We start from the raw sequence: 26,047 nt of genomic DNA, 5'->3' as shown, positions 1-26,047 counted from the left end.
ATGACCGTCTGGGCCCTTGGCATCAACCACGAAACGGCGCCCCTGGATGTGCGCGGTCGCTTTGCCGTGGCCACTGACCAGCTGGCCCCCACGGTGCAACGCTTGCGCGAGGCCCTGACAGGTGGGCCAGAGGCCACGCTGTTGTCAACTTGCAACCGCACCGAAATTTACGGCTCTGGTGACCTGCAGTCACTTGAGCGCAGCCTGGACTGGCTGGCCCATGCCGGTGGCGTGCCCACTCAAACCCTTCGCAGCCATTCTTACACCCTCAAAGACAGTGAAGTGGCCAGACACGCGTTTCGCGTGGCCTGTGGCCTGGACAGTATGGTGTTGGGCGAGGCCCAAATCTTGGGCCAAATGAAAGACGCCGTGCGCGCTGCAGAATCTGCAGGTGCCTTGGGCACCACCTTGCACCAGCTGTTTCAGCGCTCATTTGCTGTGGCCAAAGAGGTGCGTACCGTTACCGAAATCGGCGCGCACTCTATCAGCATGACGGCAGCCGCCGTACGCCTGGCAAGCCAATTGTTTGAAGACATCAAAGACTTGTCCGTGCTGTTTGTAGGCGCTGGCGACATGATAGAGCTGGCCGCCACCCACTTTGCCGCCAAGTCACCCAAACGCATGGTCATCACCAACCGCACTGCACAGCGAGGTGAATCCTTGGCGGCTCGCTTTGGTGCCACCACCATGGCTTTGTCTGACTTGCCAGACAGTTTGCATGACTTTGACGTGGTGATCAGCTGCACGGCCAGCACCTTGCCGCTTATTGGCTTGGGCGCCGTAGAGCGTGCCCTCAAAAAGCGCCGCCACAAGCCCATGTTCATGGTGGATTTGGCCGTGCCGCGTGACATTGAGCCTGATGTGAAAGCCTTGGACGACGTCTACCTGTACACAGTGGACGACCTGGCAGCCGTGGTACAGACTGGGCGCGACAGCCGCCAAGCCGCCGTAGCACAAGCTGAGGCAATTATTGACAACGGCGTGCGCGGCTTTATGCAGTGGATGGACCAACGCACCCGCGTGCCCACCATACAAGCCTTGCAACAGCAAGCTGGGTTTTGGCGCGAAACTGAACTGGCACGCGCGCGCAAACTATTGGCCAAAGGCGCCTCACCCGAGCAAGCTTTGCAAGCTTTGGCCAAAGGCCTCACCCAGAAAATGCTGCACGGCGCTATGGCCGAGCTGCAGTCTGGCGACCCTGAGCAAGCCAGCAACAGCCAGCAAGCCATAGAGCGCTTGTTTTTGCGCGGCGCTGATCGCCAGCGTTAGCCGCGCCCACAAGCCCCCATTGCTGTTGCGCCCATGCGCAGCCTGCCGGCAACGCCCACCGCGCAACACCCTACACACAAGCCACACCAATACGTCAGCCTATGAAACCCTTTGTCCAGCAAACACTTGAGCGCCAAACCTGGCGTCTTGAAGAACTAGACGCGCTGCTCAGTGCCCCAGACGTGGTGGCCAATATGGATCGCTTTAGAGCATTGAGCAAAGAGCACACCGAGCTGTCTGAACTGGTGGCTTTGTACAAGCAATACCAACAACGCGAGGCAGACCAAGCCGGTGCGCGCGACATGCTGGGCGACCCCGATATGGCGGCTATGGCGGAAGAGGAAATTGCCGCATGCGAGGCCGACATGCAAAGCCTCAACGAGCAGCTGCAAACGCTGTTACTGCCCAAAGACCCTGACGACGAGCGCAATTGCTTTATCGAGATTCGCGCAGGCACCGGCGGTGACGAGTCGGCCTTGTTTGCTGGCGACTTGCTGCGCATGTATACACGCTACTGCGAGTCCGCTGGGCTGCGCATGGAGCTGATCAGCGAATCCGAGTCTGAACTGGGTGGCTACAAAGAGGTGGTGATGCGCATTATTGGCAAGAACGCCTACGGTCTCTTGCGCTTTGAGTCAGGTGGACACCGTGTACAGCGGGTACCAGCAACAGAGACGCAAGGCCGCATACATACCAGCGCTTGCACGGTAGCCGTGATGCCAGAGCCAGACGAGACCCAGGCCGTACAGCTCAATCCAGCAGACTTGCGCATAGACACCTACCGCGCCAGCGGTGCAGGCGGCCAGCACATCAACAAAACAGACTCAGCCGTGCGTATCACCCACATACCTACGGGTACGGTAGCCGAATGCCAGGACGACCGCAGCCAGCACCGCAACAAAGCCAAGGCCATGCAAGTGCTGGTCGCACGTATTGCCGAGGCCGAACGCAGCGTGCGCGAAGCCAAGGAAGCAGCGCAGCGCAAGGGCCTCATTGGCAGTGGTGACCGATCTGACCGCATACGCACCTACAACTACCCGCAAGGGCGTATCACAGACCACCGCATCAACCTCACCTTGTACAAACTGGCCCAGGCCATGGAGGGCGATTTGGGCGACGTGGTACACCAGCTGCAACTGGCGCGAGGCGCACAGCAGATGGCCGAGCTGGAAAACGCCAGCAATAGCTAAGCGTATGAGCCACACGATTGCGCAGGCACTGGCATTTGCCAGCACGCAACAGCTAGACCGCCTGGACGCCCAGTTGCTGGCACTGCACGCGCTTGGCCGCCAGCAGCAAGACCGCGCCTGGCTCATAGCGCATGACGACCACGTTATGTCGCCTGCGCAATGGCAACACTTTGAGCAGCTGGTGCACGCCAGGGCCCAAGGCCAACCACTCGCCTACTTGGTGGGAGAAAAAGAGTTTTTTGGCCTGACGCTTGCCGTATCTCCTGCCGTGCTGGTACCCAGACCAGACACCGAAACCTTGGTGCAATGGGCACTAGACATAGTGCTACATGCGCCCACTAACGCGCCAACAGTATTGGACTTGGGCACTGGCAGCGGCGCAATTGCCCTGGCCATCAAAGCCAACGCGCCCAGCGCGCAAGTGACGGCACTAGACAGCAGCGAGCAGGCCCTGGCGGTGGCCCAACACAATGGCGCACAACTGGGCTTGGCCGTACAGTGGCTGCACAGCAACTGGCTGCAGGCCCTTGGACAACAACGCTTTAGCCTGATAGTGAGTAACCCGCCCTACATAGAGCTGGACGACCCGCACATGGCACAGCTGCAGTTTGAGCCCCAATCCGCACTCACCAGTGGCACAGACGGCCTGAAGGACATACGCCACATCACACAAACCGCTGCGCAACACCTGCAGCCCAATGCATGGCTGCTGCTGGAGCATGGCTGGAATCAATCCCAGGCGGTGGGCCAGCTGCTGCAGCTGGCGGGCTTTACCAACGTGCAGCACCGCCAGGATTTAGGCGGGCATATTCGATGCACTGGCGGGCAGTGGGTGTAATTCGCATGCAGCCAGTGCCAATGACGCCTTGGCGTGGAATAATGTCAGCTATTCCAATCGCACAGCGCGACACACTTTTTTTGACCGGAGAGAAATATGAGCGACGCCCAGCAACAAATTGACCAATTGGTAAAAAGCAACGACGTGGTCTTGTTCATGAAGGGAACCGCCAGCTTTCCGCAATGTGGCTTCTCTGGTCGTGCCGTGCAAATTTTGAAGGCCTGCGGTGTAGACACCAAGGCGCTCAAAACTGTGAACGTACTCGAGGACCCCGTTGTGCGCCAAGGTATCAAGGACTACAGCCAGTGGCCTACGATTCCGCAGCTGTACGTTAAAGGCGAGTTCATAGGCGGCTCGGACATCATGATGGAGATGTACGAGTCTGGTGAAATGCAACAGCTGTTCGGCGGCGCAGCTTCTTAAGCCAAGACACCTCAAATGCAAAAAAGCCACCCCAGGGTGGCTTTTTTGTTGCGCTACCTTTTTGCAGCACTACTTATTTATCACACTACTTATTGATTGCACGACCTGTTGGACAGTGAAGCGCGGTATGCAGGCAACTTAGTGGCCAAGCTTTGCCAGCAACGCCTGCGCCAAGCCGTCTATTGGCAACCTGGTTGACTCTGTATCGCGGCGTTGTTGGTATTCCACCTCACCGGCTTGCAGACCACGGTCGCCCAGCACCACGCGGTGAGGCACGCCAATAAGCTCCCAGTCGGCCAGCATGGCACCTGGGCGCTCTCCCCTGTCGTCCAGCATCACATCCACACCAGCGCCAAGCAACTCGTTGTAGAGCTTGTAAGCGGTCTCTTTTACCAGCTCGCTTCTGTCCATGTTGATAGGGCAAATCACCAAGGTAAACGGCGCAATGGCATCTGGCCAAATCATGCCGCGCTCGTCGTGGTTTTGCTCGACAGCAGCTGCTGGCAAACGCGTCACACCAATACCGTAGCAGCCCATTTCGAAGTGAGCTGGCTTGCCGTTGTTGTCCAGGAAAGTCGCATCCATGGCCTTGGAATATTTGTTACCCAAGTAAAAAATGTGGCCCACTTCAATGCCGCGCTCTATGGCCAACTCGCCCTTGCCGTCTGGTGACTTGTCACCAGCCACAACATTGCGAATGTCGGCTACTGCAGCGGGTAGCTCAATGTCGCGGCCCCAGTTCACGCCTGTCATGTGGTGGTCTGGCTGGTTGGCACCGCACACCCAGTCGCTCATGACGGCCACTTCAAGGTCCACCAACAACGCAACGGGTTTAACGGTGTTGATAGGTCCCAAGTAGCCGGGTTTGCAGCCAAAGTGGTCTTCAATTTCTTCAGTGGTGGCAAATCTAAAGCCGTTGGAAAACTGCGCGAGCTTGCCCACTTTCACTTCGTTCATGTCGTGGTCGCCGCGCAGCAGTAGCAGCCACACTTGCACAGGCCCAGTGCTGCCGTCCTCCAGCAAAGGCTCTGTAGCCAACACCAATGACTTCACCGTTGCACGCAAAGGCAAGTTCAGCAACTTGGCCACGTCAGCGCAAGTGCTGGCATTGGGCGTGGGCGTACAAGCCATTGCTTTGGTGGCTGCGGGCGCAGTGCCTGTTGGGGCCAGGGCGTGCGCTTTTTCCATATTGGCCGCGTACTCGCTGTCAGGGCAGTACACGATGGCGTCTTCGCCAGTAGCAGCAATGACCTGAAACTCTTCGGACAAGTCGCCGCCAATAGCGCCGCTGTCGGCCGCAACGGCGCGGTAGGTCAAGCCAAAGCGGTCAAAAATGGCGCGGTAGGCCGTTGCCATGACTTGGTAGCTTGCTTTGGCTGCATCTGCATCGCGGTCAAAGCTGTAGGCATCTTTCATGATGAACTCACGCCCACGCATCAAACCAAACCTGGGACGGCGCTCGTCCCTGAACTTGGTTTGAATCTGGTACAAGTTTTTCGGCAATTGCTTGTAAGAACGAAACTCGGCGCGGGCAACGTCTGTAATCACCTCTTCGCTGGTGGGCTGCACCACAAAGTCACGACCGTGCCGGTCTTTGATACGCAGCAGCTCTGGCCCCATGGTGTCAAAGCGTTTGGTCTCTGCCCACAACTCTGCAGGCTGAATCACTGGCATAGCGAGCTCAACGGCGCCTGCGCGGTTCATCTCCTCACGCACAATATTGGTCACCTTGTGAATCACACGCAAGCCCATGGGCATGTAGGTGTAAATGCCAGCACCAACTTTTTTAATCATGCCCGCACGGGTCATGAGTTGATGGCTCACCACCTCGGCATCAGCTGGCGCCTCTTTGAGGGTGGAGATTAAAAATTGACTGGCTTTCATAACTACTCTGGTGTGCGCTTGTAACAGGCCAAAGCCAGCAAAACCGTCGCAAGTGGCAACGGCAGTGCATAATGGCTCCAACAAATAATTGAGGTTTATTATGCTCGACCGAGAAGGCTTCAGGCCCAATGTCGGCATCATTCTGCTCAACCAAAAAAATCAAGTGTTTTGGGGTAAGCGCATACGCACCCACTCTTGGCAATTCCCGCAAGGCGGCATAGACCGTGGTGAGTCGCCAGAACAAGCGATGTTTCGCGAGTTGCATGAGGAAGTGGGGCTGCTGCCCGAGCATGTCAGCATTGTTGCTCGAACACGTGATTGGTTGCGCTACGAGGTGCCTGACAGATTCATAAGGCGCGAGTCGCGCGGCCACTACAAGGGCCAGAAACAAATTTGGTACTTGCTGCGTCTGACCGGACGCGACGGTGACCTCAACCTGCGCGCGACCAACCACCCAGAGTTTGACGCATGGCGCTGGAACGACTATTGGGTACCACTTGACGTGGTCGTGGCATTCAAGCGTGGCGTATACGAAATGGCGCTCACTGAGCTGGCCAGATTTGTACCAAAGGCCGATGCACGCAATCGTTTTTTGCGTGGCGGCGCTCGCAACAACGACAGCGCGCGCGAGGCACCCGTGCGTCGTGGCTTTGGCCTGGCCAACCACACCATGGACTTACCGCCAGGCGCCAGCTTTGACCCAGACCCCGGTCACCCCAACCCAGATACAGACAGCCCCACATAAAGCAACGGGTTCACCGCATATGCAATCACGCAATCAATTGTTCAGGCTTGTTGTGGCGCTGATAGGCGCACTGGCCAGTGTTGCAGTTTCAGCACAAAACAACAACTTTGAAGAGCCACCACCGTGGCAGGAACAGGCGCAAACACCGCCTGCCCACTTTGAGCTTGACGGCCTGATACCTATAGACAACCCATCACGCTCGTCGCGCCTGAGCTATGGCATAGCGCCCGCCACAGTCGCGGTAGGGCCTGACAAGGTGGTGCGCTATGTGGTGGTTGCCCAAAGCCCCAGCGGTGCCATGAATGTGTTGTACGAAGGTGTGCGCTGCGATACCCGCGAGGTAAAGGTTTACGCCAGCTGGCGCAAAGACAGCGGCTGGCGCGAACTTGGCGATGCCCAGTGGACAGCGGTGCGCCACGCCAGCTCACGCTATGCGCAGGCCTTAGCCAACGACGGCTTTTGCGATGTGCGCATCGTATGGGGCTCCGCTGAGCAAATCGTCAAACGGCTGCGAGACGCCAGCAAACCCTACTGACGCGCTCTAACCGACACTCAAACTTGGAGACTCAGGCGCCCAGCGTTGCACCCGCCAAGGCAGCAGACCCTGCATCCACATTGGTCAGCACCAGGTTGGTTCTGTGCACCATTTCAGGTTCGGCAGCGTAGCCCAGCAATTGCTCAAACTGGGCCGACGACTTTTTGCACAACAAACGCGCCTCCAAGCTGGCGTAATTGGCCAAGCCTCTTGCTATTTCCTGGCCTGCTGTATTGAGCACGGCAATGACATCACCGCGTGAAAAATCACCTTGTACAGCCGTCATGCCTATGGGCAACAAGCTCTTGCCCTGTAGTGCGACTTTTTCAACCGCGCCATCGTCAATCACCACTGCGCCACGCAACTGCAACTGGTCTGCCATCCAGCGCTTGCGCGCCTGGTGTTTACCCGTCTGGGCCATCAGCCATGTGCCAATCGCCTCACCCCGACACAAGCGCACCAGCACATCGGGCTCATGGCCGGAGGCAATCACGGTGCTGGCACCTGACGAGGCGGCGCGTTTGGCCGCCAATACCTTGGTGATCATGCCGCCCTTGCCAATGAGCGAGCCAGCGCCACCGGCCATGGACTCAAGCGCGGCATCACCAGCGCGAGCCACGTTTACAAATTGCGCTTGTGGGTTGTGTCTGGGATCAGCTGTGTACAAGCCAACTTGATCCGTCAAGATAATGAGCGCATCGGCCACAACCAGGTTGGCCACCAAAGCGCCCAAGGTGTCGTTATCGCCTACCTTGATCTCGTCATTGACCACGGTATCGTTTTCGTTGATCACTGGCACAACACCAAGGTCTAACAATGTGGTGAGCGTGGTTCTGGCGTTGAGATAGCGCTCACGGTCGGCCAGGTCGCCGTGTGTCAACAGTACTTGGGCGCTGCCCACACCAAAGGCGCGCAGCTTGCTCTCGTACATGTGAATCAGGCCCATTTGCCCCACTGCAGCAGCGGCTTGCAGCTCGTGCACCTCACGAGGACGTGTGGCCCAGCCTAAGCGCTTCATGCCCTCTGCAATAGCGCCGCTGCTGACCATGATGACTTCTCGCCCGTCAGCCACCAGGACGGCCAACTGCCTGGCCCAATGCTCAATGGCATCGGCGTCCAGACCCCGCCCCTCGTTGGTGACCAGGCTGGAGCCCACCTTCACCACGACGCGTTTTGCGTTCGCCAACACCGCGCACTGCGCTGGCGTTTGAGTCAAATTGCCAATTGGTGTGGCGGACATAGCTTGTTACGGGTCGATTGTTTAGCGACTAAAGCGTGGATCATCTGCCAAGTGATCTGGCAACTCTTTAGACAGCTCAGTGGCCAAAGGCGCAAAAGAGCCGTCTGACTTGGTCTCAAAACGTGGGTCAGCTTGCACTGGCGGCTGCTCGGCTTTGGCCACCTTGGCCACATGCTCAAACACTTTGAGCATTAGTGTTTCACAGCCCTCACGCGTGAGCGCTGAGATTTCAAACACAGGGCCTTTGTGCTTCATGCGTTTGACAAAATCAGCCACCAACGCTTCGCGCTTGTCAGCCGCCACCATATCCAACTTGTTCAGGACCAACCAGCGAGGCTTGTTGTACAAGTCCTTGTCGTATTTTTTAAGCTCGCCCACAATGGCTTTGGCTTGCGCGACTGGGTCAACCGCCTCGTCAAACGGTGCCATATCCACCACATGCAACAGCAAGCGCGTACGCTGCAAATGCCGCAAAAACTGGTGGCCCAGACCCGCGCCCTCAGCCGCGCCCTCAATAAGGCCTGGCACGTCTGCAATGACAAAACTTTTCTCGGGGGCCACGCGCACCACCCCTAAGTTGGGGTGCAGCGTTGTAAACGGATAATCTGCAATTTTGGGGCGCGCATTCGAGACCGCAGCAATCAGTGTGGACTTGCCCGCATTGGGCATGCCCAGCAAACCCACGTCTGCCAGCACTTTAAGCTCCAACTTGACGGTTAGGCGCTCGCCCTCGTAGCCCAATGTTTTTTGGCGTGGCGCACGGTTGGTCGAGCTTTTGTAGTGCAGGTTGCCAAAACCACCGTCACCACCCTTGGCCAACACAATCTTTTCACCTGGCACCAGCAACTCATGCAACACCTCGCCGGTTTCCGCGTCTGTGATGATGGTGCCCACAGGCATTTTGAGCACCACGTCGTCGCCCTTTGCGCCAAACAGGTCTGAACCCATGCCGTGCTCACCGCGCTTGCCCTCAAAGCGCCTGGCGAATCGAAAATCAACCAATGTATTGAGTGCTACGTCGGCAATAGCGAACACGTGTCCACCTCTGCCGCCGTCGCCCCCGTCGGGGCCGCCAAACTCCTTGTACTTCTCGTGGCGGAACGAAGCACAGCCATTGCCCCCATCACCGGCGGCAATATCAATCGTGGCTTCGTCTACAAATTTCATAGTGTGATTTTAGGTGGCTGACCACCGCTTTGTGTGCATTGCAAACCATGCAATAAAAAAAGGCCCCAACAGGACCTTTTTTTAATGAGGCTTAAAGCCGACAAACACCGCCGCAAAGCGTGTCTGTCAGCATTGAGCTGTCCACTAACCAGTCTTTAGGCAATTGCCTTGATGTTCACAACGCTGTTGTTGCGCGCACCTTTGACTGCAAACTCAACGTGACCGTCAACGGTTGCAAACAAAGTGTGGTCCTTGCCGATACCAACATTGGAACCGGGGTGGAAACGTGTACCGCGCTGACGCACGATGATAGAGCCGGCCGTTACCAATTCGCCGCCGAATGCCTTGACACCCAGCATTTTTGGATTGGAATCACGTCCGTTACGCGTTGAGCCGCCGCCTTTTTTCTGTGCCATGGTTACTCAACCTTTATGCGTTGATAGAGCCGATAGCCAGCTCTGTGTAGTTTTGACGATGGCCTTGGCGCTTTTGATAGTGCTTACGACGACGCATTTTGAAAATGCGAACCTTGTCGCCGCGACCGTGGGAAACCACAGTGGCCGTTACTACTGCACCAGCGACCAAGGGAGCGCCGATCTTGATGTCTGAGCCGTTACCGACTGCCAACACCTGATCCAACACAATCTCTTGACCCACTTCCGCAGCAATCTGTTCTACTTTAATTTTTTCACCGGCAGCAACACGATACTGTTTGCCACCGGTTTTTATGACCGCGTACATAGATACCTCTAAAAATCAATGGCAGACGAATTTCCGCCAAGCCCATGATTTTAGCACATATTTAGTCAAGTCAGCCACGTTGCCACCGCCCAATCTGACTGATGTGACGCGCTTTCACCACAATTCTTCACAGCCCGCCACAAGCCGCCATGCACTTGCAGCTGCCCTACTGTGCTGCCCTACTGTGCTGGTGAACAGGCCTGGTGACTTGCCTGCCAGCTGGGGCGACAAAGCATGGGTTGAACACACAAAGGCGGCAAACTAAGCCTTTGTCCCCACCATTCGGCTCAAATCCTGTGCCACCTCCATGAGCGCGACAGCTTGCGCGGCCAACTCGGTTGATGCCGCAGAACCCTGCTCAGCACCAGATGCTGCCTGCTGCGTACTCGTCTCTATGTCGTCCAGGGCCTGCGCCACGCGTGACAGCGCGGCACGCTGCTGCTCGCTGGCGTCTTGAACGCCAGCCACAATACCGTACACCTGCTTGGCTTGCTCAGACAACTGCGACACCGCTTTCTCAACCTGTGACACGCGTTCGCGCCCCAACTGGGTGCGCTCTGCCGCAGCCTCAATCAGATCTGCCGTGTCTTTAGACGCAGCCGTGCTGCGCATGGCCAAGTTGCGCACCTCATCGGCGACCACGGCAAAGCCTTGGCCAGCCTCGCCCGCGCGCGCAGCTTCTACCGCCGCATTCAAGGCCAGAATACTGGTCTGGAATGCGATGTCGTCAATCACATTGTTGATTTTGGTGATGCGCTGGCCGCCTTCATCAATGGCCTGCATGGCCAGCACCATGTCTTGCAGCAGGGCCACAACTTCAGCCAGCTTGTGCTGCTCTTGCCCCACCAGGTGACCAGCTTGCTGCGTGCGCCTGGCGCTCTCGTTGGCCATGGCCGTGGTTTGCGTGGTGGAGGTGGCTATAGCCTCTAGCGCGTCTACTTGCTGAGCTGCGCTGCCCGCCAATGACCGGCTGGCAGACTCAACCTGCGCCGCACCAGCGCTCACGTTGGCAGTGGACTCTAGCAGACGCGACACCGCCAAATGCAACTCATCGCCGTGGCGCTTAATGGCCCACCACACCAAGGCTATGGAAATTGATACTGTCACCAACAACGCAGTCATCAGGCTGTCAGCAAGTCGCTCGGCGTCACGTACATGCGTCGATGTGCGCTCGTCCAACATGCGCTCAAACTCGTCTATGGGCCCCATGATCGAAGCCTTGTCTGCATGGTACTTTTGGTCAAACATGATGCTCACTGCCATGTCTACGTCTGGCTCACCACGCACGGTGTAGCCGCCCTGGCCGTCATCAAAAAAACCCTTGACGGCGTTCATGGCAGTGGCCTCGGTAGTCACCAGGTTGCTGGAGTTGTCTTCGGCTTTCTTGAGCTGCTCAAACTCAGCCTTGGTGAAGCCAAGGCGGTGGGTGTGCACCCACTCATGGACTGGCTTGAGCTGCTCAAACTCAGCCTTGGTCAAACCCTGCTGCTGCATCAGTGTGTGCAGCGCCACTTGCTGCCCATCTGGGCGCGGCAGTTTGCCGTTGCGCACATCCAATACCCGCCAGTAAGCATCTTCGTAGCGGTCATCGCCTGTTACCACGTAGGTTCTAGCCAAGCGCGTCAGCTCCTCGGAGCTGGAGCGCAACTCTGCGGCCAGCCCTCTGGACACAAAACGATTGTCCATGGCCTTGCTCAAATCGTTTTGACTCCAAAACGTGGCAACTGAAATAGCCGCCACGCTTAACAAAGCCACCAAGCTGGTAGCTTTGAGCTTGTCTAGTGTGTTCATTAAAAAATGCCCTATGTGGTGTCAAGCGCAGCTTGTACTGTGCCGCCCAGTCAACCGCTTCAGCACCTCAAGCGGTATGACGCACACAACAGTGCGTCATTGCATGACTCGTCAGCAACGGATTAAACATGAGTTTTTTTGCCGTCGCACCTGTCACTTTCCTGCGCGCGTCTCAGTTGCCCTGGCTGTCGCCTTGATAAGTCGTTGTCAACCAGTAACCCGTGTTTGTGGATAATCGGGCGTGCGGCTCGGGTGTTTGTCTCGTGCGCACCATCTTCTGTTGCCAACAACCACTGCCTTGCTGCCTTGACCGAATTGAACGCTACCCCAGCCCCCACCAACCCGCTAGCCATTGTGGCCAGCGACATGCAGTTGGTCGACGAGGTGATTCGCACCCAGCTGCACAGTGAGGTGGTATTGGTCTCACAAGTGGCCAACTACATCATTCAAAGCGGCGGCAAGCGCCTGCGCCCCGCTTTGCTGCTGATGATGTCTGGCGCCCTGGGCGCCGACACCGCACACCGCCATTCGCTAGCCGCGGTCGTGGAATTTATTCACACTGCGACCTTGTTGCACGATGACGTGGTGGATGAGTCCACCATGCGCCGCGGCCGCGACACCGCAAACGAGTTGTTTGGCAATGCCGCCAGCGTACTGGTGGGTGACTTTTTGTATTCGCGCGCCTTCCAAATGATGGTGGATGCGGGCAGTATGCGCATCATGCAAGTGCTGTCGGACGCCACCAACGTCATCGCTGAAGGCGAGGTGCTGCAGCTGATGAACATGCACGATGCCACGCTGTCGCGTGACGGCTACTTGCACGTCATTCGCTCTAAAACCGCCAAACTGTTTGAAGCCAGTACCCGCATTGCCGCGATATTGAACCAGCAAGACGAACAAACTGAAGCCGCCTGCGCCGAATACGGCGAAGCCCTTGGCACAGCATTTCAAATCATTGACGATGTGTTGGACTATGAAGGCCAGGCACAAGAGCTGGGCAAAAACCTGGGCGACGATTTGCGCGAAGGCAAGCTCACCTTGCCCGTTATTTGCACCCTGGAGCAAGTCAGCGGCGCAGAGCATGACCTCATCGTAAGCGCCATTGAAAACGGTGATTTATCGCAGCTTGAGCGCATCAAACAGTTGATACATCAACATGGCGGCCTCGTACAAGCGCGCGAAGTGGCCCAGCTTGAAGCCCAACGCGCCATGGCCGCCATTCAGCGCCTGCCTGACAACGGCTACACGCAGTCGCTCAATGCATTGGCCGCCAGCTTGGTACACAGACGCACCTGATCTCAACCGCTTGGCTGATGCGCCAAGCGCCCGCATCAACAACACGCGCCTTTTAGTACTACGCCTGGGCACCAGCATGCCTGAACGCGCTTTGCTGAGCCTTGCTGGCCGCCCATAAACGATTTACCCAAAGTCTTAGCACTCAAACCGATAGAGTGCTAACATCATAGGGTGATGAATGAAAAGGACAAGCAAATGAATGCACTCGTGACCTTGACCCCCCAACAAATGGCAGTACGCGACCCATGGTCTGTGCTGCCTCCACTTGGCAGCCTTGACGCCTACATTGGTGCCGTCAACCGCTTGCCCATGCTCACACTAGAGCAAGAACAAGACTTCGCCAGAAAACTAAAAGATAACAACGACTTAGATGCAGCCGGCGCGCTCATCATGTCGCATTTGCGCTTGGTTGTGGCGGTGTCGCGCCAGTACCTGGGCTATGGCCTGCCCCACAACGACTTGATTCAAGAGGGCAACATCGGCCTGATGAAGGCCGTGCGCCGCTTTGACGCCGAGCAAGGCGTGCGTTTGGTGAGCTACGCCACACACTGGATCAAGGCCGAAATTCACGAATACGTGCTGCGCAACTGGCGCATGGTGAAAGTGGCCACGACCAAGGCCCAACGCAAGTTGTTTTTCAACTTGCGCTCCATGAAGGCCGGCATGCACCAAACCGCGCAGGGCCAAGAAGGCAGCAGCGCACGCAACACGCTAAACCCTGACGAAGTCGCCACTATGGCCAGCCGGCTGAATGTAAAACCTGAAGACGTATTGGAAATGGAGGCGCGCTTGGCCGGTGGCGATGTGTTGCTAGACCCCACGCCCAATGGTGACGGTGACGAAGCCTTTGGCCCCATTTCTTACCTCACCGATGCGCGCTTTGAGCCCACTGCGGTGTTGGAGGCCCAAGAGCGCGAACACTTGGCCACTGACGGCGTAGCTGGCGCGCTTGCCCAGCTGGACGAGCGCGCCCAACGCATAGTGACCGAACGCTGGCTGAAGGTCAACGATGATGGATCAGGCGGTATGACGCTACATGAACTGGCCAGTGAATACGGTGTCAGCGCCGAGCGCATTCGCCAAATTGAAGTCGCTGCCATGAAGAAAATGCGCACAGCCCTTACTGCGTCGTAACCGCCAGTCGTCCTTTCGTGCGGCGTGAGCCTTGCGTCGCATGTATGAATTACTACTCATTTACAGGCACGCCAAACCAGAACCGCTACTTTTAACTAATATGCAAATCTAGAGCTATTTGCATAATGAGCTGCTCTGCACACATTGCCGAGCAACTCTTATGCAAACAACCCTCTCAGCTGCCAAACCGTTAAAGATTTTGATCACCAGCCGCAAGGGCGGTGTGGGCAAAAGTACCATTTCTGCCAATTTGGCCGCCTACTTCAAAGCAGAGCTAGGCCTGACCACTACGCTGCTGGATCTGGACTTGCACGGCTCATCCAGCGACTGGCTGCGCGAGGCCCGCCCAATCGGGGTGGTCGTGCAACACCACCCTTTACCGCTCGACTTGGGCAGACGCGGCGCAGCGCTTGATGCCAGGCGCCACTTGCGCCACGCAGCCGAGAGCTCTGATGTCGTGGTGGCCGACCTGACCTGGTCTGATGCACTGGACGGCAACTGGCTGTTTGACTACGACGTGGTGCTCACGCCTGTGTCAATGTCTGGTATCGAGGTGGCGGCCACCATTGGCTTTTTATCCAACTTGCATTGGGTGTTTGAGTCCACAGTGCGCACACCGCCGCAACTCATGATTTGTCCCAGCCGTGTGGAGTCCACAGACTCCATGCGGGAGGTCTTTACGTCGCAAACGTTTCCCATTGGCTTCATACTAAGCCCGCCCGTGCTGAACTTTCCTCAAGCCAAGCAGTTGTTTAAAAAGGGCTACCTCAGCGAGCTGCCCGATCCTGCTGGTGCATCGTTTAAATTATTTGCAAAAAGTGTGGCCGACGTAGGCATGGCCCATGTGCGCCACAAAGCCGTAACTGCGCGTGCCGGCATCAGTGAGCTCAGTCGGACCTCTGGTGCATCAGAGGTGTTGAACAGCTTTATGCAACAGCGCAGTTATACAGCCAGTGCAGCGCCGCTTGCTGCCGCGCCTGCCCCCAACAAGGCCAAGGCCACAGCCCCGGTGTTGGCCGAGTCAGCCAACCCCACTGCCGCCGAGCCACCTAAACGCGGTTTGCTGGCGCGTATTTTTCGCAGCAATGACGCCTAGACCATCCGAACTCAGGCCGCACCCAAAACGCTTTTCAGGTGTTGTCTGAACTCGGGCGCTATGTCGTCGCGCTGTAGGGCCAAATCAACCGTGGCGGCCAAAAAGCCCGCTTGGTTGCCGCAGTCGTAGCGCTGGCCTTGGTAGCGGTAGGTGTACACGCTTTGCGAGGCCATCAACGCGGCAATGCCATCGGTGAGCTGTAGCTCACCGCCAGCACCCGCAGGCTGCTTGCGAATGGCCTCAAACACCGCGCTGTCCAGTACGTAGCGTCCGGCTACCGCCAAAGTCGACGGTGCATCTTGAGGCTGTGGTTTTTCGACCAAACCAAACACTTTGGCAAGCTGATCTTGGTTGCCCGCTACGTCTGCAATGCCATAGCGCTTGGTGTGCTCGCGTGGCACTTCTTGCACCGCCAGAATACTGGCTTGCACTTGTGCGTAAGCCTGCACCATTTGCGCCAATATCGGCGTTTTACCCACCATCAAGTCGTCGGCCAACAGCACGGCAAAAGGCTCATTGCCCACCAGCGCCTCGGCGCACAAGACGGCGTGGCCCAAGCCCAGGGGCCTTGGCTGGCGTACATACACACACTGCATATCGTCGGGCTTGATGGCTTGCACCAGATTGAGCAAATCGGTTTTATGCGCAACCTCTAGCGAATGCTCAAGTTCAAAAGCGGTATCAAAATGGTCTTCAATGGCGCGCTTGTGTCGGCCTGTTACGAAAATCATTTCGCGTATGCCCGCAGCATAGGCTTCTTCCACCGCGTATTGAATCAGCGGCTTGTCCACAATGGGCAGCATCTCTTTGGGGATGGCTTTGGTGGCTGGCAAAAACCGTGTGCCCATGCCGCCCACGGGGAATACAGCTTTTCTAACGGGTAGTGCTGCGGCTTGCGCGCTATCAGTGGATGTCATGGTCATGCGCTGATGATAACCACAACGCATGACAGCAAAGCCCAGCAGCGCAGCGCTCTGTGCATGCGCTGCTGCGGCTCATTACTGCAACTCCAGCCCTTTGCCAGCCAGGGCTTTGATAGCGCCCTGCCCAATTGCAGCCCCCAGTTGCTTGGCCACGCGTTGACTGAATGACTCGCGCTCGGTGTAGTCCACGATATCTGGCGCGTCCACCACATCGCGAGCGACAAAGTCCAGGCTGCCCAACTTGTCGGCCAAACCCATCTCTACGGCTTGCTCACCCGTCCAAAACAAGCCACTAAACATGTCTGGGGTTTCCTTCAGTCGCTTGCCACGACCTTCACGCACTGCAGCGATGAATTGCTGGTGGATCTGGTCCAGTATGGCTTGCGCATGCGCCATTTGCTCTGGATTTTCAGGTGCAAATGGATCTAAGAACCCTTTGTTTGAACCCGCTGTGCGCAAGCGCCGCTCAACGCCCAGCTTTTCCATGAGGCCCGTAAAACCAAAGCCATCCATGAGTACACCGATGCTGCCGACCACACTGGCCTTGTCTACAAAAATATCATCTGCACCAGCGGCAATGTAATAGGCCGCAGACGCACAAGTCTCTTCTACCACTGCATACAAAGGCTTGTTGTGCAGGGCTTTGAGACGACGCATTTCGTCAAATACCATGCCTGCTTGCACGGGGCTGCCGCCTGGGCTGTTGATCAGCATCACGACAGCTTGTGCACCATCGTCTTCAAACGCCAGTTGCAAGGCTCTGTTGATATTTTGGGCGCTGGCTTCTGTGTCTGATGCTATTTGCCCCTCCACCACCACCAACGCTGTATGGGCACTGCTGGCTGGCATGGCATGACCAGCGCGGTTGTTTTGCACAATCCACCAGGCTGCACCCAACAACAACACCAACCATAAGCCGCGCTTAAACCAGTTCCAGCGCCTGGTCGAGCGCCCAGCACGCACCTGCTCTTGCAGCAATTCGCGCAGCGCGTCACGCTCCCAGTTGGAGGAGTTGTCGCCAATGGTGCTTGAGGCGTCGGGTGTGGCGGGTTGCATGGAGTTGTCCTTGGTCATGGCAATAGGCTTGAATCGTGATGGCGGTAAAGAGTTTGCCAAGCGCTAGCATTGGCCAGGCGGCTCAGAAAACAACTGGCAGCAAGTCGTATTGTGACCGCCAATACACTTTGCCGCCGTGCTCAAGCAGCTCAACAGCTGTGAGGCCACCGCTGCAAGGTCCCCCCACACAAGCGCCTGTCAAGGGGTGATGCGTTGCGCCGTGTGTGGCGCACAGCAACCACTGGCGGTCGTTTGAAAAAAGCGGTCTGGCACCCAATCCATCTCCATGGCGACGTGCGTGCAGCGGTTGAGATAAGCCCTGGCCTGGCCCTCGAAGCGAATGGCAAATGCGCGGCAGGCCTGTGACTGATAAAGCACCTCAAAGCCAACCGCCAAGCCGCCGTCTGTCAGGGCTGCGCTGTCACACAACTCCAGCCACTGCTCAGGCTTGTGTGGTACTGGGTCAGTCATTGACTAGCCTGATAGACGCGCCAGCAACCACTGGTGCATTTCACTAACGCTGTGCACCACGGCCAGCGGCTTGCAGGCGTCCAGGCTGGCTTGGTCATGTGCACCAAAACTCACACCCAAACTCGCACAACCGGCGTTATTGGCCATGCGCAAATCATGGCTTGTGTCCCCCACCATCAACACGCGCTCGGGTCCCACCCCCAAGCTACTCATCAGCTCGTAGAGCATGTGAGGGTCAGGCTTGCCAGTTGTCTCGTCGGCTGTGCGCGAGTCGTCAAAAACGCCGCGCAAGTCCATGGTTTGCAACACCTCGGTAAGGCCGCTGCGCGACTTGCCGGTGGCAACGGCCAACTTCACGCCAGTGGCTTTCAGCGCGTGCAGCATGGGCAACACGCCGTCAAACAGGTTGAGGTCGGCCAAGGCCTTGGAAAAATGATGGCGGTAGCGCTGCCCCAGCTCGGCGTAGCGGTCTTGCGGAACATCGGGGGCAGCATGGGCCAAGGCCTGCATCAAGCCCAAGCCAATCACATAAGAGGCTTGCTCTTTGCTGGGCTGGGCATAGCCCAAGTCCACCACAGAAGCCTGAATCGCATGGGTAATGGCGGCTGTAGAGTCGTACAGCGTGCCGTCCCAGTCAAACGCAATAAGGTCAAACTGACGGTAATTGGTGTTGCTGTAAGCGTTTGTGTCTGTCATGCGTGCATTGTCCACCAAGCATCACCTCAATGCTTGGACGAAAAAAAACCACCTCACTCGCATGAGGTGGTTGGCGACGAACAAGGCTCTTCAGACCTTGAATTCTTCAATGTTACGCCCAGCGTCAATGATGTTGCGCACCCACTGAGGCTTTCTACCCAGGCCGCCGGCCCACGTTTCGCCATTGGGGCCACGGTACTTGACCACGCCTGGTGTTTTGGCAACACGCACTTTGCGCGGGCCACCAGCGATGCCTAAGTCGGCGGCGCTGATGTTGTATTGCTTCATGGTTGCTTTGATACCCGCAATCACAGAGGCAATTTCTTCTTTGCGTACTTGCTCAGCCTGCGCCATTAGCGCTTCAGCTTGTGCGCGCAACTCTTCATATGAAGCCATAATTTACTCCTAATTAATAAATGACAATGTACATTATTCTAATCTGAAAGAAATTTATATATCAAATAAACCGTGAATTAACCGTGGTTATTGACAATCCATAATCTTTCACGCATTTGCTTCTCATGATTACAAGATAATGCAGCCGTAATAGGCTGTCAGGGCGAATCACCTTTTGCCCACGGCAGCAACTCAGGCGGCAATTCACATTGCAACTGCATGGCCTCGCCGCTTACCGGGTGGCGTAACTGCAAACGCCACGCATGTAAAAACATGCGTTTTAAGCCAGCAGCCTGTAGCTGCTTGTTCCAATCAAAATCACCATATTTATCATCGCCAGCAATCACGTGCCCCGCATGCGCCATGTGCACGCGTATTTGATGGGTACGGCCTGTCTTGATAGTAACGGCCAACAAGCTGCTGCTGTGCGGTTGCGTCAATGCGCTTGGGGCATGCACCTTTAGCAACTTCACCAAACTCAAACTGGCCATGGCATCGGCATGGTCTTTGGCCACTACCCGCACACGGCGCTCACCATTGCTTAAATTGAATTTTTGTAAAGAAGCATCAATCGTGTGCTGAGGCTTTTGCCATGCACCTTTCACCAAAGTCAAATAAACCTTGCCGGTTTGCCTGGCCCTGAATTGATCTTGCAGTGCTGTTTGTGCGCGTTTTTTCTTGGCAATCAATAAAATGCCGCTGGTTTCCCTGTCTAAACGATGCACCAGCTCCAAATATTTGGCTTGTGGGCGAACACGACGCAACTGCTCAATCACGCCAAAAGCCACACCACTGCCACCATGCACCGCAATACCGGCTGGTTTGTTGATTGCAAAAAACTCATCGTCCTCAAACAATACAGGAAGTGACTTTGGCGGCGCAGCATCCGATATATCTGTACCAGCGAGTTGCTGTGGGCTGTCTGGTGTGCGCTCGGACAAGCGTATTGGGGGAATGCGCAATTCGTCCCCTTGGGCCAAACGCGTATCGGCCTGCACTCTGGCCTTGTTGCGACGCACTTCCCCAGAGCGAATAATGCGGTAAACGTGGGTTTTAGGCACACCCTTCAAATGTTTAAACAAAAAGTTGTCTAAACGCTGGTCTTGGCCAGATTCATCAACGGTCAAATAACGTATGGCTTCTTGCACTGAGGTAACCTTTTGCAGCGAACTTGCATAAAAACACCCATTGGTGGCAAGCGTCCCCTATAATAGCGCTGCGTCCAAAGAAGCTTTTAAGTGTTTGATTTTTTAACGCTTTAAATCACCACCAAAAGTTTGACCAAACAAAGCCAAGCGCCCAAGCGCTGGCAACCGGTCAAAAAGACGCAGCGTTGCCTACCACTGCTTGTGAGCGTGAGTTCGGTCTACGCGGCTTGAATGACTCAGCTACGCATGAGCTCGCCGCGCTACACCGCAGCACACCAGCTTTGGGAATGTGTACCGGACACGCAAACCCTAACGACGGAATACCTTATCAAGCAGCTGGCATGCAAGAAGCTGCTTGAGACAACAAGACCGGCTTGGACCCATAGCGTCACCAAGCGATTTGATTGTCACGCGCCTACGCGCAGGCTGATATCAGGCCCGTACGCACCCTAGTGCACACCGGCCAACATGGTTCAACTGCTGCTCTCCGGCAATTCCACCCGACGTTTGTGTTGCCCGCCGCTCATTCATGGCTTTGGACCCATTTGGGTCAGACTGTGCTTGAAAAGGAACTGCATCATGAAACGGATGCTCATTAACGCGACTCAAACCGAGGAGCGCCGCTTGGCCATTGTTGAGGGCCAAAAACTACTTGACTACGAAATCGAAATTGAAGGCCGCGAACAACGCAAGGGCAATATTTACCAAGCTGTTGTCACACGCGTTGAACCATCGCTAGAAGCCTGCTTTGTCGACTACGGCGAAGATCGCCACGGTTTCCTGCCCTTTAAAGAAATCTCCAAGCAATACTTTGCCTCTGGCGTATCTATCAGCCAAGCACGCATTCAAGACGTCATCAAAGAGGGTCAAACCCTGGTGGTGCAAGTCGAGAAGGAAGAGCGCGGCAACAAGGGCGCAGCGCTCACCACATTCATCAGCCTGGCTGGGCGCTATGTGGTGCTAATGCCCAACAACCCACGTGGCGGCGGCGTTAGCCGCCGTATTGAAGGTGAAGACCGCCAAGAACTGAAGGCCGCGCTTGATCAGCTCGAATACCCCAACGGTATGAGCATCATCGCGCGCACCGCTGGTATTGGCCGTGCGCCTGAAGAGCTGCAGTGGGACTTGAACTACCTGCTCAAGTTGTGGACCGCTGTAGACGGTGCCACCACCAATGGCAAAGGCGCGTTCTTGATTTACCAGGAATCCAGCCTGGTCATACGCGCCATTCGCGACTACTTCAACAGCGATATCGGTGAAATCCTCATAGACACCGACGACATCTACGAGCAAGCACATCAGTTCATGAACTATGTGATGCCCGAGCACGGTCACCGCGTGAAGCGCTACAGCGACGACACACCGTTGTTCTCACGCTTCCAGATTGAGCACCAAATCGAGTCGGCCTACGCCCGTACCGTGCAGCTGCCCAGTGGCGGCGCCATCGTCATAGACCACACTGAAGCCCTGGTCTCGGTTGACGTGAACTCAGCGCGCGCCATCAAAGGCGGCGCCATTGAAGAGACCGCCACACGCACCAACTTGGAAGCCGCTGAAGAAGTGGCACGTCAAGCACGGCTGCGCGACCTGGCTGGCCTCATCGTGATCGACTTTATCGACATGGACGAAGCGCGCAACCGTCGCGACGTTGAAAACCGCTTGCGCGACGCCTTGCGTCAAGACCGTGCGCGTGTGCAGTTTGGCTCTATCAGCAAGTTTGGCTTGCTTGAAATGAGCCGCCAACGCCTGCGCCCAGCGCTGAGTGAGGGTGCATCCATTCCATGCCCACGCTGCGGTGGCTCTGGCCACATTCGCGACACAGAGAGCTCTGCGCTGCAAATTTTGCGCATCATTCAGGAAGAGTCCATGAAGGACAACACCGCTGCTGTGTTGGTGCAAGTGCCCGTCGAAGTAGCCAGCTTCTTGTTGAATGAGAAGCGCACAGAGATTACCAAAATTGAACTGCAACAGCGCATTCACGTGCTGCTGGTGCCCAACAAGTCACTGGACACACCACAGTACAAGTTGGAACGCCTAAAGCACGACGACACCCGCCTGGACAACTTGCAAGCCAGCTACACCTTGGCCGAAGAAGTAGACGACGTAGCCACCGTGACACGCCGCAGCCAGGAACGCGCTAACAAGCAAGAGCCCATCATCAAGGGCGTACTGCGCGATGAACCCATGCCCGCGCCAGTTGCTGCGCCGGCCAAAGCGCAAAAGCCTGCCGCCAAAGCTGCAACTGCAGGTGCAAGTGGTGGCTTTGTGGACTGGATCATGGGCTTGCTGGGCTTTGGCAAAGACGCCGCCACCACTACAAAAAAGCCGCACACGCGCAACGGCAAAGACGCAGACAAAAACGGCGCCAAAGGTGAGCGCTCAGGTCGAGGTGAACGCGGCGAGCGCGGCGCACGTGGTGCGCGCGGTGGCCGTGGCGAACGCAGCGAGGGCGAAGGATCTCGCGCTGCACGCGGCCGCAACCGCGGACCGCGCGCAGCAGACGGCGACACAGCCGAACGCAGTGAGCGTGGAGAGCGTGGTGAACGCCAAGGTCGTGGCGAACGTGGCGGTCGCACACGCAACCGCAACGATCGTGCCGAAGGCACCGGCAACGCCGAGCAACACAATGGCTTTGCTGACAACGCCAACGTCACCAGTACAGACGCCAGCGTAGACGCTGACAACAAGCCACGCGCGCCCAGGCGTGAACGTGGCGAGCGTGGTGAACGCGGAGCACGCCGTGGCAGTGACCGCAACCGCAGCGAGCAATCAGATGAGCGCAGCGCAGCGGCGACTAGCCAGGGCAACGAGCAATCATCTGCTGATGCAGCCGCACACGACAACGCCACCAACACGTTGAACTCTGCCAGCGCAGCCAACGAAACGCCTAGCTACAGCTACTTCAACCGCCCCGCGGCTGATACGGATTCTTCTGTTACAGCCACTGAGCAATCGACTGACGTACAAACAGGCGAGACAGACCAGGCCAGCGCACCAGCCCACGAGCAGGCCGAACGCCAGCCACGTGAGCGTCGCAGCCGTGATCGTTACGGACGCGACCGCCGCCGCCGTGATGATGGTGACAACGCTGGCGAAGGCAACAACGCAGCAGCTGACAACAGCCAGGCGCAAGAAGATGAGCCACAACAGGCCGCTGCCGAGCAAGTCTTGGCTACACCAGCTGCTGCACCAGCAGCGGTTGTACCTGCACCTGCAAGCTCACCTGCAGCCGCACCTGTAGCTGCATCAGAGGCTGGCAAGCGTATGCCCAGTATTGGCAACTACACCTTGGCCATTGACGCCATGAGCGCCATCGCTGCCGGCTCTGGCCTGACTTGGGTGAACTCCGATGCGGACAAAATCGCGCAAGCGCAAGCCGCCATCGCTGCGGAGCCCAAGCCTGTACACGTGCCACGTGAGCGCGTGCCAGCGGTTGTGGTGGACCACGGCCCGCTGGTACTGGTAGAGACCAAGCGCGATCTGTCTCAAATGGCCATGCCGTTTGACAAGCAGTAATTGCGATAAGGCCTAAGCCCTGCAAAGGGCTTGGCATCAAAAAAGCCGCTGGCTCTCACGAGTGCAGCGGCTTTTTTTTGCAGCGTTGCAGCGTTGCAGCAGTTGTCTGGTGGTCAGTTCGCGCTGGCCATCATCAACTTGCGCCAGCCCTGTAGCCCCAGCTCACGCAGCACGGCCTTGTTGCGCTCGGGTATGGCCTCTGTGTCGCCATGCGCATCTATCGCGGCAGACAAGCTGTCTTCGCGTAGCAAGTGCAACATGGGGAAAGGCGCGCGGTTGGTGTAATGGCTCATGTCAGCCTCGTCTTCACCGCCGAATAGAAATTCGGGGTGAAACGGCACCACTTGCACCACGCCTTCCAGCTCGTGCTCGGCCACCACGTCGTCCACAATATTGAGGAAGTCGTTGAACACCAGAAAATCCGGGAACAGACCTGGGTGCACCACCAGGGTGGTGTCTACCTCTGCTGCGGGCGTGTCGCGCAGCAGCAAGAGCTCCGCGTCTAACTCGTCTAGAAAACCGTCCAAGTGCCTGGCACTGCTCACCACCACGCGCACCTGCCCCTTGTTGTAAACCGCTTTGGCAAACGGGCACAGGTTTAAGCCGATCACGGCCTGCTCCAGCCAATGCAGCGTGTGCGCCCTAACCGCTTCTACGTCGTGCATGGCGTTTACTTCAAAGCCTTGTAGCGAATACGCTGTGGCTTGGCGCCCTCGGCACCCAAGCGCTTCACCTTGTCCGCTTCGTACTCATGGTAGTTGCCATCAAAGAACACCCACTTAGAGTCGCCCTCGCACGCCAGAATATGCGTGGCAATGCGGTCCAGGAACCAGCGATCGTGAGAAATCACCATGGCACAGCCCGCAAACTCCAACAACGCGTCTTCGAGTGAGCGCAGGGTTTCTACGTCTAAGTCGTTAGATGGCTCGTCCAGTAACAACAAGTTGCCGCCTTCAGCCAAGGTTTTGGCCAAGTGCAAGCGTCCACGCTCACCACCAGACAAGTTGCCCACGCGTTTTTGCTGGTCGCCGCCGCTGAAGTTGAAGCGACCGCAGTAAGCACGGCTGGGCATTTGGAACTTGCCCACAGTGATCATGTCCAGGCCGCCAGAGATGTCTTCCCACACCGTTTTACTGTCGTCCAAATCCTCGCGGCTTTGGTCTACAAAAGCCACTTGTACCGTTTGACCGGTTTTGATGTCGCCGCTGTCAGGCTGCTCTATACCGCGAATCAACTTGAATAGCGTTGATTTACCAGCACCGTTGGGACCAATAATGCCTACGATCGCGCCGGCAGGCACTTTAAAGCTCAGGTCGTCAATCAGCACGCGATCACCAAATGACTTGGACACGCCCGTAAACTCAATCACCTCAGTGCCCAAACGCTCGGCCACGGGGATAAAGATTTCCTGGGTTTCGTTGCGTTTTTGGTATTCGTAATCAGACAGCTCCTCAAAGCGCGCCAAACGCGCCTTGCTCTTGGCTTGCCTGCCCTTGGGGTTTTGGCGTACCCATTCCAATTCCTTTTTCATGGCCTTGGTGCGGGCGTCTTCCGTGCGCTGCTCTTGCTCCAGGCGCGCCTCTTTTTGCTCCAGCCACAGCGAGTAGTTGCCCTTGTAGGGAATGCCGCGTCCGCGGTCCAATTCCAAAATCCATTCGGCCGCGTTGTCCAGAAAGTAACGGTCGTGGGTAATGGCCACCACAGTGCCAGAAAAGCGGGCCAAAAATTGCTCAAGCCACTCCACACTTTCGGCGTCCAGGTGGTTGGTAGGCTCGTCTAACAACAACATGTCAGGCTTGGACAGCAGCAGGCGGCACAAGGCCACACGGCGCTTTTCACCGCCAGACAAGTGGCCAATGATGGCGTCCCAAGCGGGCAGGCGCAAGGCGTCAGCCGCAATTTCAAGTAAGTGCTCACTATCAGCACCACCCGCTGTCGCAATGATGGCTTCCAGCTGTGCCTGCTCTGCGGCCAAGGCATCAAAGTCGGCGTCTTCTTCCGCATAGGCCGCGTACACGGCATCCAGACGCGCTTTGGCCTCCAGCACTTCACCCATACCGCTTTCTACGGCCTGGCGTACGTTGTGTTCAGGGTCCAGCTCTGGCTCCTGGGGCAAATAGCCAATGCGAATGCCCGGCATGGCAATGGCTTCGCCCTCTATTTCCTTGTCAATGCCGGCCATGATTTTGAGCAGCGTGGACTTGCCAGAGCCGTTCAAGCCCAAGACACCAATCTTGGCGCCAGGCAAAAAGCTCAGCGAGATGTCCTTCAAAATCTGACGCTTGGGCGGCACAGTTTTGCCCACCCGATTCATAGAAAAAACATACTGTGCCATGCAACTTATCCCAACTAAACAAACAATCAAACACGATATTGACCAACGGCCAAACCGCCTATTATCCCAGCTATAAGCCAGCCCACTTAAAGCTTGGTGAGAATTTGCAGGCCTTTGCCGCGCTGCTGGCCGTGGTCTTTGCACAACACAATGATCA

At 56.8% G+C, this 26,047-nt stretch carries 23 protein-coding genes and 1 pseudogene; 10 read left to right on the top strand and 14 right to left on the bottom strand.

Going from position 1 to position 26,047, the window contains the following annotated elements; genetic code table 11:
• The 4 genes from hemA to grxD all read left to right on the top strand — a co-directional run bounded on the left by hemA (position 1) and on the right by grxD (position 3,720).
• Positions 1–1,269 (top strand): glutamyl-tRNA reductase, encoded by a 1,269-nt coding sequence (hemA, locus tag LN050_11365; protein ID UFS56304.1) that lies wholly within the window; start codon positions 1–3, stop codon positions 1,267–1,269.
• Positions 1,270–1,370: 101 nt separating this feature from the next.
• A complete protein-coding gene (gene prfA / locus LN050_11360; protein ID UFS56303.1) occupies positions 1,371–2,459 on the top strand; it encodes a peptide chain release factor 1 in 1,089 nt (362 codons plus the stop codon).
• A gap of 4 nt (positions 2,460–2,463) precedes the next feature.
• On the top strand, positions 2,464–3,297 hold the full coding sequence (prmC, locus tag LN050_11355) for a peptide chain release factor N(5)-glutamine methyltransferase (protein UFS56302.1): 834 nt from the start codon (positions 2,464–2,466) through the stop codon (positions 3,295–3,297).
• 96 nt (positions 3,298–3,393) lie between these two features.
• Positions 3,394–3,720: a Grx4 family monothiol glutaredoxin gene (grxD, locus tag LN050_11350; GenBank protein UFS56301.1), complete on the top strand. Its 327-nt coding sequence runs from the start codon at positions 3,394–3,396 to the stop codon at positions 3,718–3,720.
• 138 nt (positions 3,721–3,858) lie between these two features.
• Here grxD and LN050_11345 read toward each other — a convergent pair whose 3' ends face one another.
• A complete protein-coding gene (locus tag LN050_11345; protein UFS56300.1) occupies positions 3,859–5,604 on the bottom strand; it encodes a proline--tRNA ligase in 1,746 nt (581 codons plus the stop codon).
• Between the two features lie 100 nt (positions 5,605–5,704).
• Between LN050_11345 and LN050_11340 the strand changes: the two genes are divergently transcribed.
• Both LN050_11340 and LN050_11335 read left to right on the top strand, forming a co-directional pair.
• Entirely contained in the window at positions 5,705–6,349 is a 645-nt protein-coding gene (locus LN050_11340; GenBank protein ID UFS56299.1) for an RNA pyrophosphohydrolase, read from the top strand.
• A gap of 19 nt (positions 6,350–6,368) precedes the next feature.
• Positions 6,369–6,884 (top strand): CNP1-like family protein, encoded by a 516-nt coding sequence (locus LN050_11335; GenBank protein ID UFS56298.1) that lies wholly within the window; start codon positions 6,369–6,371, stop codon positions 6,882–6,884.
• Positions 6,885–6,915: 31 nt separating this feature from the next.
• Here the strand turns inward: LN050_11335 and proB are convergent, their stop codons facing one another.
• The 5 genes from proB to LN050_11310 all read right to left on the bottom strand — a co-directional run bounded on the left by proB (position 6,916) and on the right by LN050_11310 (position 11,823).
• Entirely contained in the window at positions 6,916–8,124 is a 1,209-nt protein-coding gene (proB, locus tag LN050_11330) for a glutamate 5-kinase (protein ID UFS56297.1), read from the bottom strand.
• 21 nt (positions 8,125–8,145) lie between these two features.
• Positions 8,146–9,291, bottom strand: coding sequence for a GTPase ObgE (obgE, locus tag LN050_11325; GenBank protein ID UFS56296.1), 1,146 nt, complete (start codon positions 9,289–9,291; stop codon positions 8,146–8,148).
• A gap of 155 nt (positions 9,292–9,446) precedes the next feature.
• Positions 9,447–9,707, bottom strand: a complete 261-nt coding sequence (gene rpmA, locus LN050_11320) for a 50S ribosomal protein L27 (protein UFS56295.1) — start codon at positions 9,705–9,707, stop codon at positions 9,447–9,449.
• A 13-nt stretch (positions 9,708–9,720) separates the two neighbouring features.
• Positions 9,721–10,032 carry a 50S ribosomal protein L21 gene (rplU, locus tag LN050_11315; GenBank protein ID UFS56294.1) on the bottom strand — a complete coding sequence of 104 codons (312 nt, stop codon included), beginning with the start codon at positions 10,030–10,032 and terminating at the stop codon, positions 9,721–9,723.
• 261 nt (positions 10,033–10,293) lie between these two features.
• The gene (locus LN050_11310) at positions 10,294–11,823 is read right to left on the bottom strand and encodes a methyl-accepting chemotaxis protein (GenBank protein UFS56293.1); all 1,530 of its coding nucleotides are present in this window, start codon (positions 11,821–11,823) and stop codon (positions 10,294–10,296) included.
• A 366-nt stretch (positions 11,824–12,189) separates the two neighbouring features.
• Here LN050_11310 and LN050_11305 point away from each other — a divergent pair, with 366 nt between their 5' ends.
• The 3 genes from LN050_11305 (at position 12,190) to LN050_11295 (ending at position 15,349) form a co-directional block, all read left to right on the top strand.
• Positions 12,190–13,119 (top strand): polyprenyl synthetase family protein, encoded by a 930-nt coding sequence (locus LN050_11305; GenBank protein UFS57401.1) that lies wholly within the window; start codon positions 12,190–12,192, stop codon positions 13,117–13,119.
• 195 nt (positions 13,120–13,314) lie between these two features.
• Positions 13,315–14,253: an RNA polymerase sigma factor RpoH gene (gene rpoH / locus LN050_11300; GenBank protein ID UFS56292.1), complete on the top strand. Its 939-nt coding sequence runs from the start codon at positions 13,315–13,317 to the stop codon at positions 14,251–14,253.
• 160 nt (positions 14,254–14,413) lie between these two features.
• The gene (locus LN050_11295; GenBank protein ID UFS56291.1) at positions 14,414–15,349 is read left to right on the top strand and encodes a P-loop NTPase; all 936 of its coding nucleotides are present in this window, start codon (positions 14,414–14,416) and stop codon (positions 15,347–15,349) included.
• 11 nt (positions 15,350–15,360) lie between these two features.
• On the opposite strand, the gene galU is transcribed toward LN050_11295, so the two are convergent.
• From galU to LN050_11265, 6 genes and pseudogenes are all read right to left on the bottom strand, one after another.
• Positions 15,361–16,266, bottom strand: a complete 906-nt coding sequence (galU, locus tag LN050_11290; GenBank protein UFS56290.1) for a UTP--glucose-1-phosphate uridylyltransferase GalU — start codon at positions 16,264–16,266, stop codon at positions 15,361–15,363.
• Positions 16,267–16,347: 81 nt separating this feature from the next.
• Positions 16,348–17,328 carry a S49 family peptidase gene (locus tag LN050_11285; GenBank protein UFS57400.1) on the bottom strand — a complete coding sequence of 327 codons (981 nt, stop codon included), beginning with the start codon at positions 17,326–17,328 and terminating at the stop codon, positions 16,348–16,350.
• A gap of 82 nt (positions 17,329–17,410) precedes the next feature.
• Positions 17,411–17,799 (bottom strand): annotated as a pseudogene (locus LN050_11280) (Rieske 2Fe-2S domain-containing protein).
• A gap of 3 nt (positions 17,800–17,802) precedes the next feature.
• Entirely contained in the window at positions 17,803–18,495 is a 693-nt protein-coding gene (locus LN050_11275) for an HAD-IA family hydrolase (GenBank protein UFS56289.1), read from the bottom strand.
• 90 nt (positions 18,496–18,585) lie between these two features.
• Complete coding sequence (locus LN050_11270) at positions 18,586–18,891, bottom strand: H-NS histone family protein (protein ID UFS56288.1); 306 nt, start codon at positions 18,889–18,891, stop codon at positions 18,586–18,588.
• 158 nt (positions 18,892–19,049) lie between these two features.
• The gene (locus LN050_11265; protein UFS56287.1) at positions 19,050–20,039 is read right to left on the bottom strand and encodes an RluA family pseudouridine synthase; all 990 of its coding nucleotides are present in this window, start codon (positions 20,037–20,039) and stop codon (positions 19,050–19,052) included.
• A gap of 579 nt (positions 20,040–20,618) precedes the next feature.
• On the opposite strand from LN050_11265, the gene LN050_11260 reads away from it, so the two are divergent.
• Positions 20,619–23,555: an Rne/Rng family ribonuclease gene (locus LN050_11260; protein ID UFS56286.1), complete on the top strand. Its 2,937-nt coding sequence runs from the start codon at positions 20,619–20,621 to the stop codon at positions 23,553–23,555.
• 113 nt (positions 23,556–23,668) lie between these two features.
• On the opposite strand, the gene LN050_11255 is transcribed toward LN050_11260, so the two are convergent.
• Both LN050_11255 and ettA read right to left on the bottom strand, forming a co-directional pair.
• On the bottom strand, positions 23,669–24,220 hold the full coding sequence (locus LN050_11255; protein UFS56285.1) for a DUF1415 domain-containing protein: 552 nt from the start codon (positions 24,218–24,220) through the stop codon (positions 23,669–23,671).
• Between the two features lie 5 nt (positions 24,221–24,225).
• Positions 24,226–25,890, bottom strand: a complete 1,665-nt coding sequence (gene ettA, locus LN050_11250) for an energy-dependent translational throttle protein EttA (protein UFS56284.1) — start codon at positions 25,888–25,890, stop codon at positions 24,226–24,228.
• Positions 25,891–26,047 lie beyond the last annotated feature (157 nt).

It is taken from the genome of Comamonadaceae bacterium M7527, from assembly GCA_021044545.1.
Classification (GTDB): domain Bacteria; phylum Pseudomonadota; class Gammaproteobacteria; order Burkholderiales; family Burkholderiaceae_C; genus RS62.
This window is presented reverse-complemented; position numbering and strand designations above follow the sequence as displayed.

Excerpts from the sequence above, each read along its gene's own strand:
- hemA (UFS56304.1), top strand. The coding sequence starts at position 1 with ATGACCGTCTGGGCCCTTGGCATCAACCACGAAACGGCGCCCCTGGAT.
- prfA (UFS56303.1), top strand. The coding sequence starts at position 1,371 with ATGAAACCCTTTGTCCAGCAAACACTTGAGCGCCAAACCTGGCGTCTT.
- prmC (UFS56302.1), top strand. The coding sequence starts at position 2,464 with ATGAGCCACACGATTGCGCAGGCACTGGCATTTGCCAGCACGCAACAG.
- grxD (UFS56301.1), top strand. The coding sequence starts at position 3,394 with ATGAGCGACGCCCAGCAACAAATTGACCAATTGGTAAAAAGCAACGAC.
- LN050_11345 (UFS56300.1), bottom strand. The coding sequence starts at position 5,604 with ATGAAAGCCAGTCAATTTTTAATCTCCACCCTCAAAGAGGCGCCAGCT.
- LN050_11340 (UFS56299.1), top strand. The coding sequence starts at position 5,705 with ATGCTCGACCGAGAAGGCTTCAGGCCCAATGTCGGCATCATTCTGCTC.
- LN050_11335 (UFS56298.1), top strand. The coding sequence starts at position 6,369 with ATGCAATCACGCAATCAATTGTTCAGGCTTGTTGTGGCGCTGATAGGC.
- proB (UFS56297.1), bottom strand. The coding sequence starts at position 8,124 with ATGTCCGCCACACCAATTGGCAATTTGACTCAAACGCCAGCGCAGTGC.
- obgE (UFS56296.1), bottom strand. The coding sequence starts at position 9,291 with ATGAAATTTGTAGACGAAGCCACGATTGATATTGCCGCCGGTGATGGG.
- rpmA (UFS56295.1), bottom strand. The coding sequence starts at position 9,707 with ATGGCACAGAAAAAAGGCGGCGGCTCAACGCGTAACGGACGTGATTCC.
- rplU (UFS56294.1), bottom strand. The coding sequence starts at position 10,032 with ATGTACGCGGTCATAAAAACCGGTGGCAAACAGTATCGTGTTGCTGCC.
- LN050_11310 (UFS56293.1), bottom strand. The coding sequence starts at position 11,823 with ATGAACACACTAGACAAGCTCAAAGCTACCAGCTTGGTGGCTTTGTTA.
- LN050_11305 (UFS57401.1), top strand. The coding sequence starts at position 12,190 with ATGCAGTTGGTCGACGAGGTGATTCGCACCCAGCTGCACAGTGAGGTG.
- rpoH (UFS56292.1), top strand. The coding sequence starts at position 13,315 with ATGAATGCACTCGTGACCTTGACCCCCCAACAAATGGCAGTACGCGAC.
- LN050_11295 (UFS56291.1), top strand. The coding sequence starts at position 14,414 with ATGCAAACAACCCTCTCAGCTGCCAAACCGTTAAAGATTTTGATCACC.
- galU (UFS56290.1), bottom strand. The coding sequence starts at position 16,266 with ATGACATCCACTGATAGCGCGCAAGCCGCAGCACTACCCGTTAGAAAA.
- LN050_11285 (UFS57400.1), bottom strand. The coding sequence starts at position 17,328 with ATGCAACCCGCCACACCCGACGCCTCAAGCACCATTGGCGACAACTCC.
- LN050_11275 (UFS56289.1), bottom strand. The coding sequence starts at position 18,495 with ATGACAGACACAAACGCTTACAGCAACACCAATTACCGTCAGTTTGAC.
- LN050_11270 (UFS56288.1), bottom strand. The coding sequence starts at position 18,891 with ATGGCTTCATATGAAGAGTTGCGCGCACAAGCTGAAGCGCTAATGGCG.
- LN050_11260 (UFS56286.1), top strand. The coding sequence starts at position 20,619 with ATGAAACGGATGCTCATTAACGCGACTCAAACCGAGGAGCGCCGCTTG.
- LN050_11255 (UFS56285.1), bottom strand. The coding sequence starts at position 24,220 with ATGCACGACGTAGAAGCGGTTAGGGCGCACACGCTGCATTGGCTGGAG.
- ettA (UFS56284.1), bottom strand. The coding sequence starts at position 25,890 with ATGGCACAGTATGTTTTTTCTATGAATCGGGTGGGCAAAACTGTGCCG.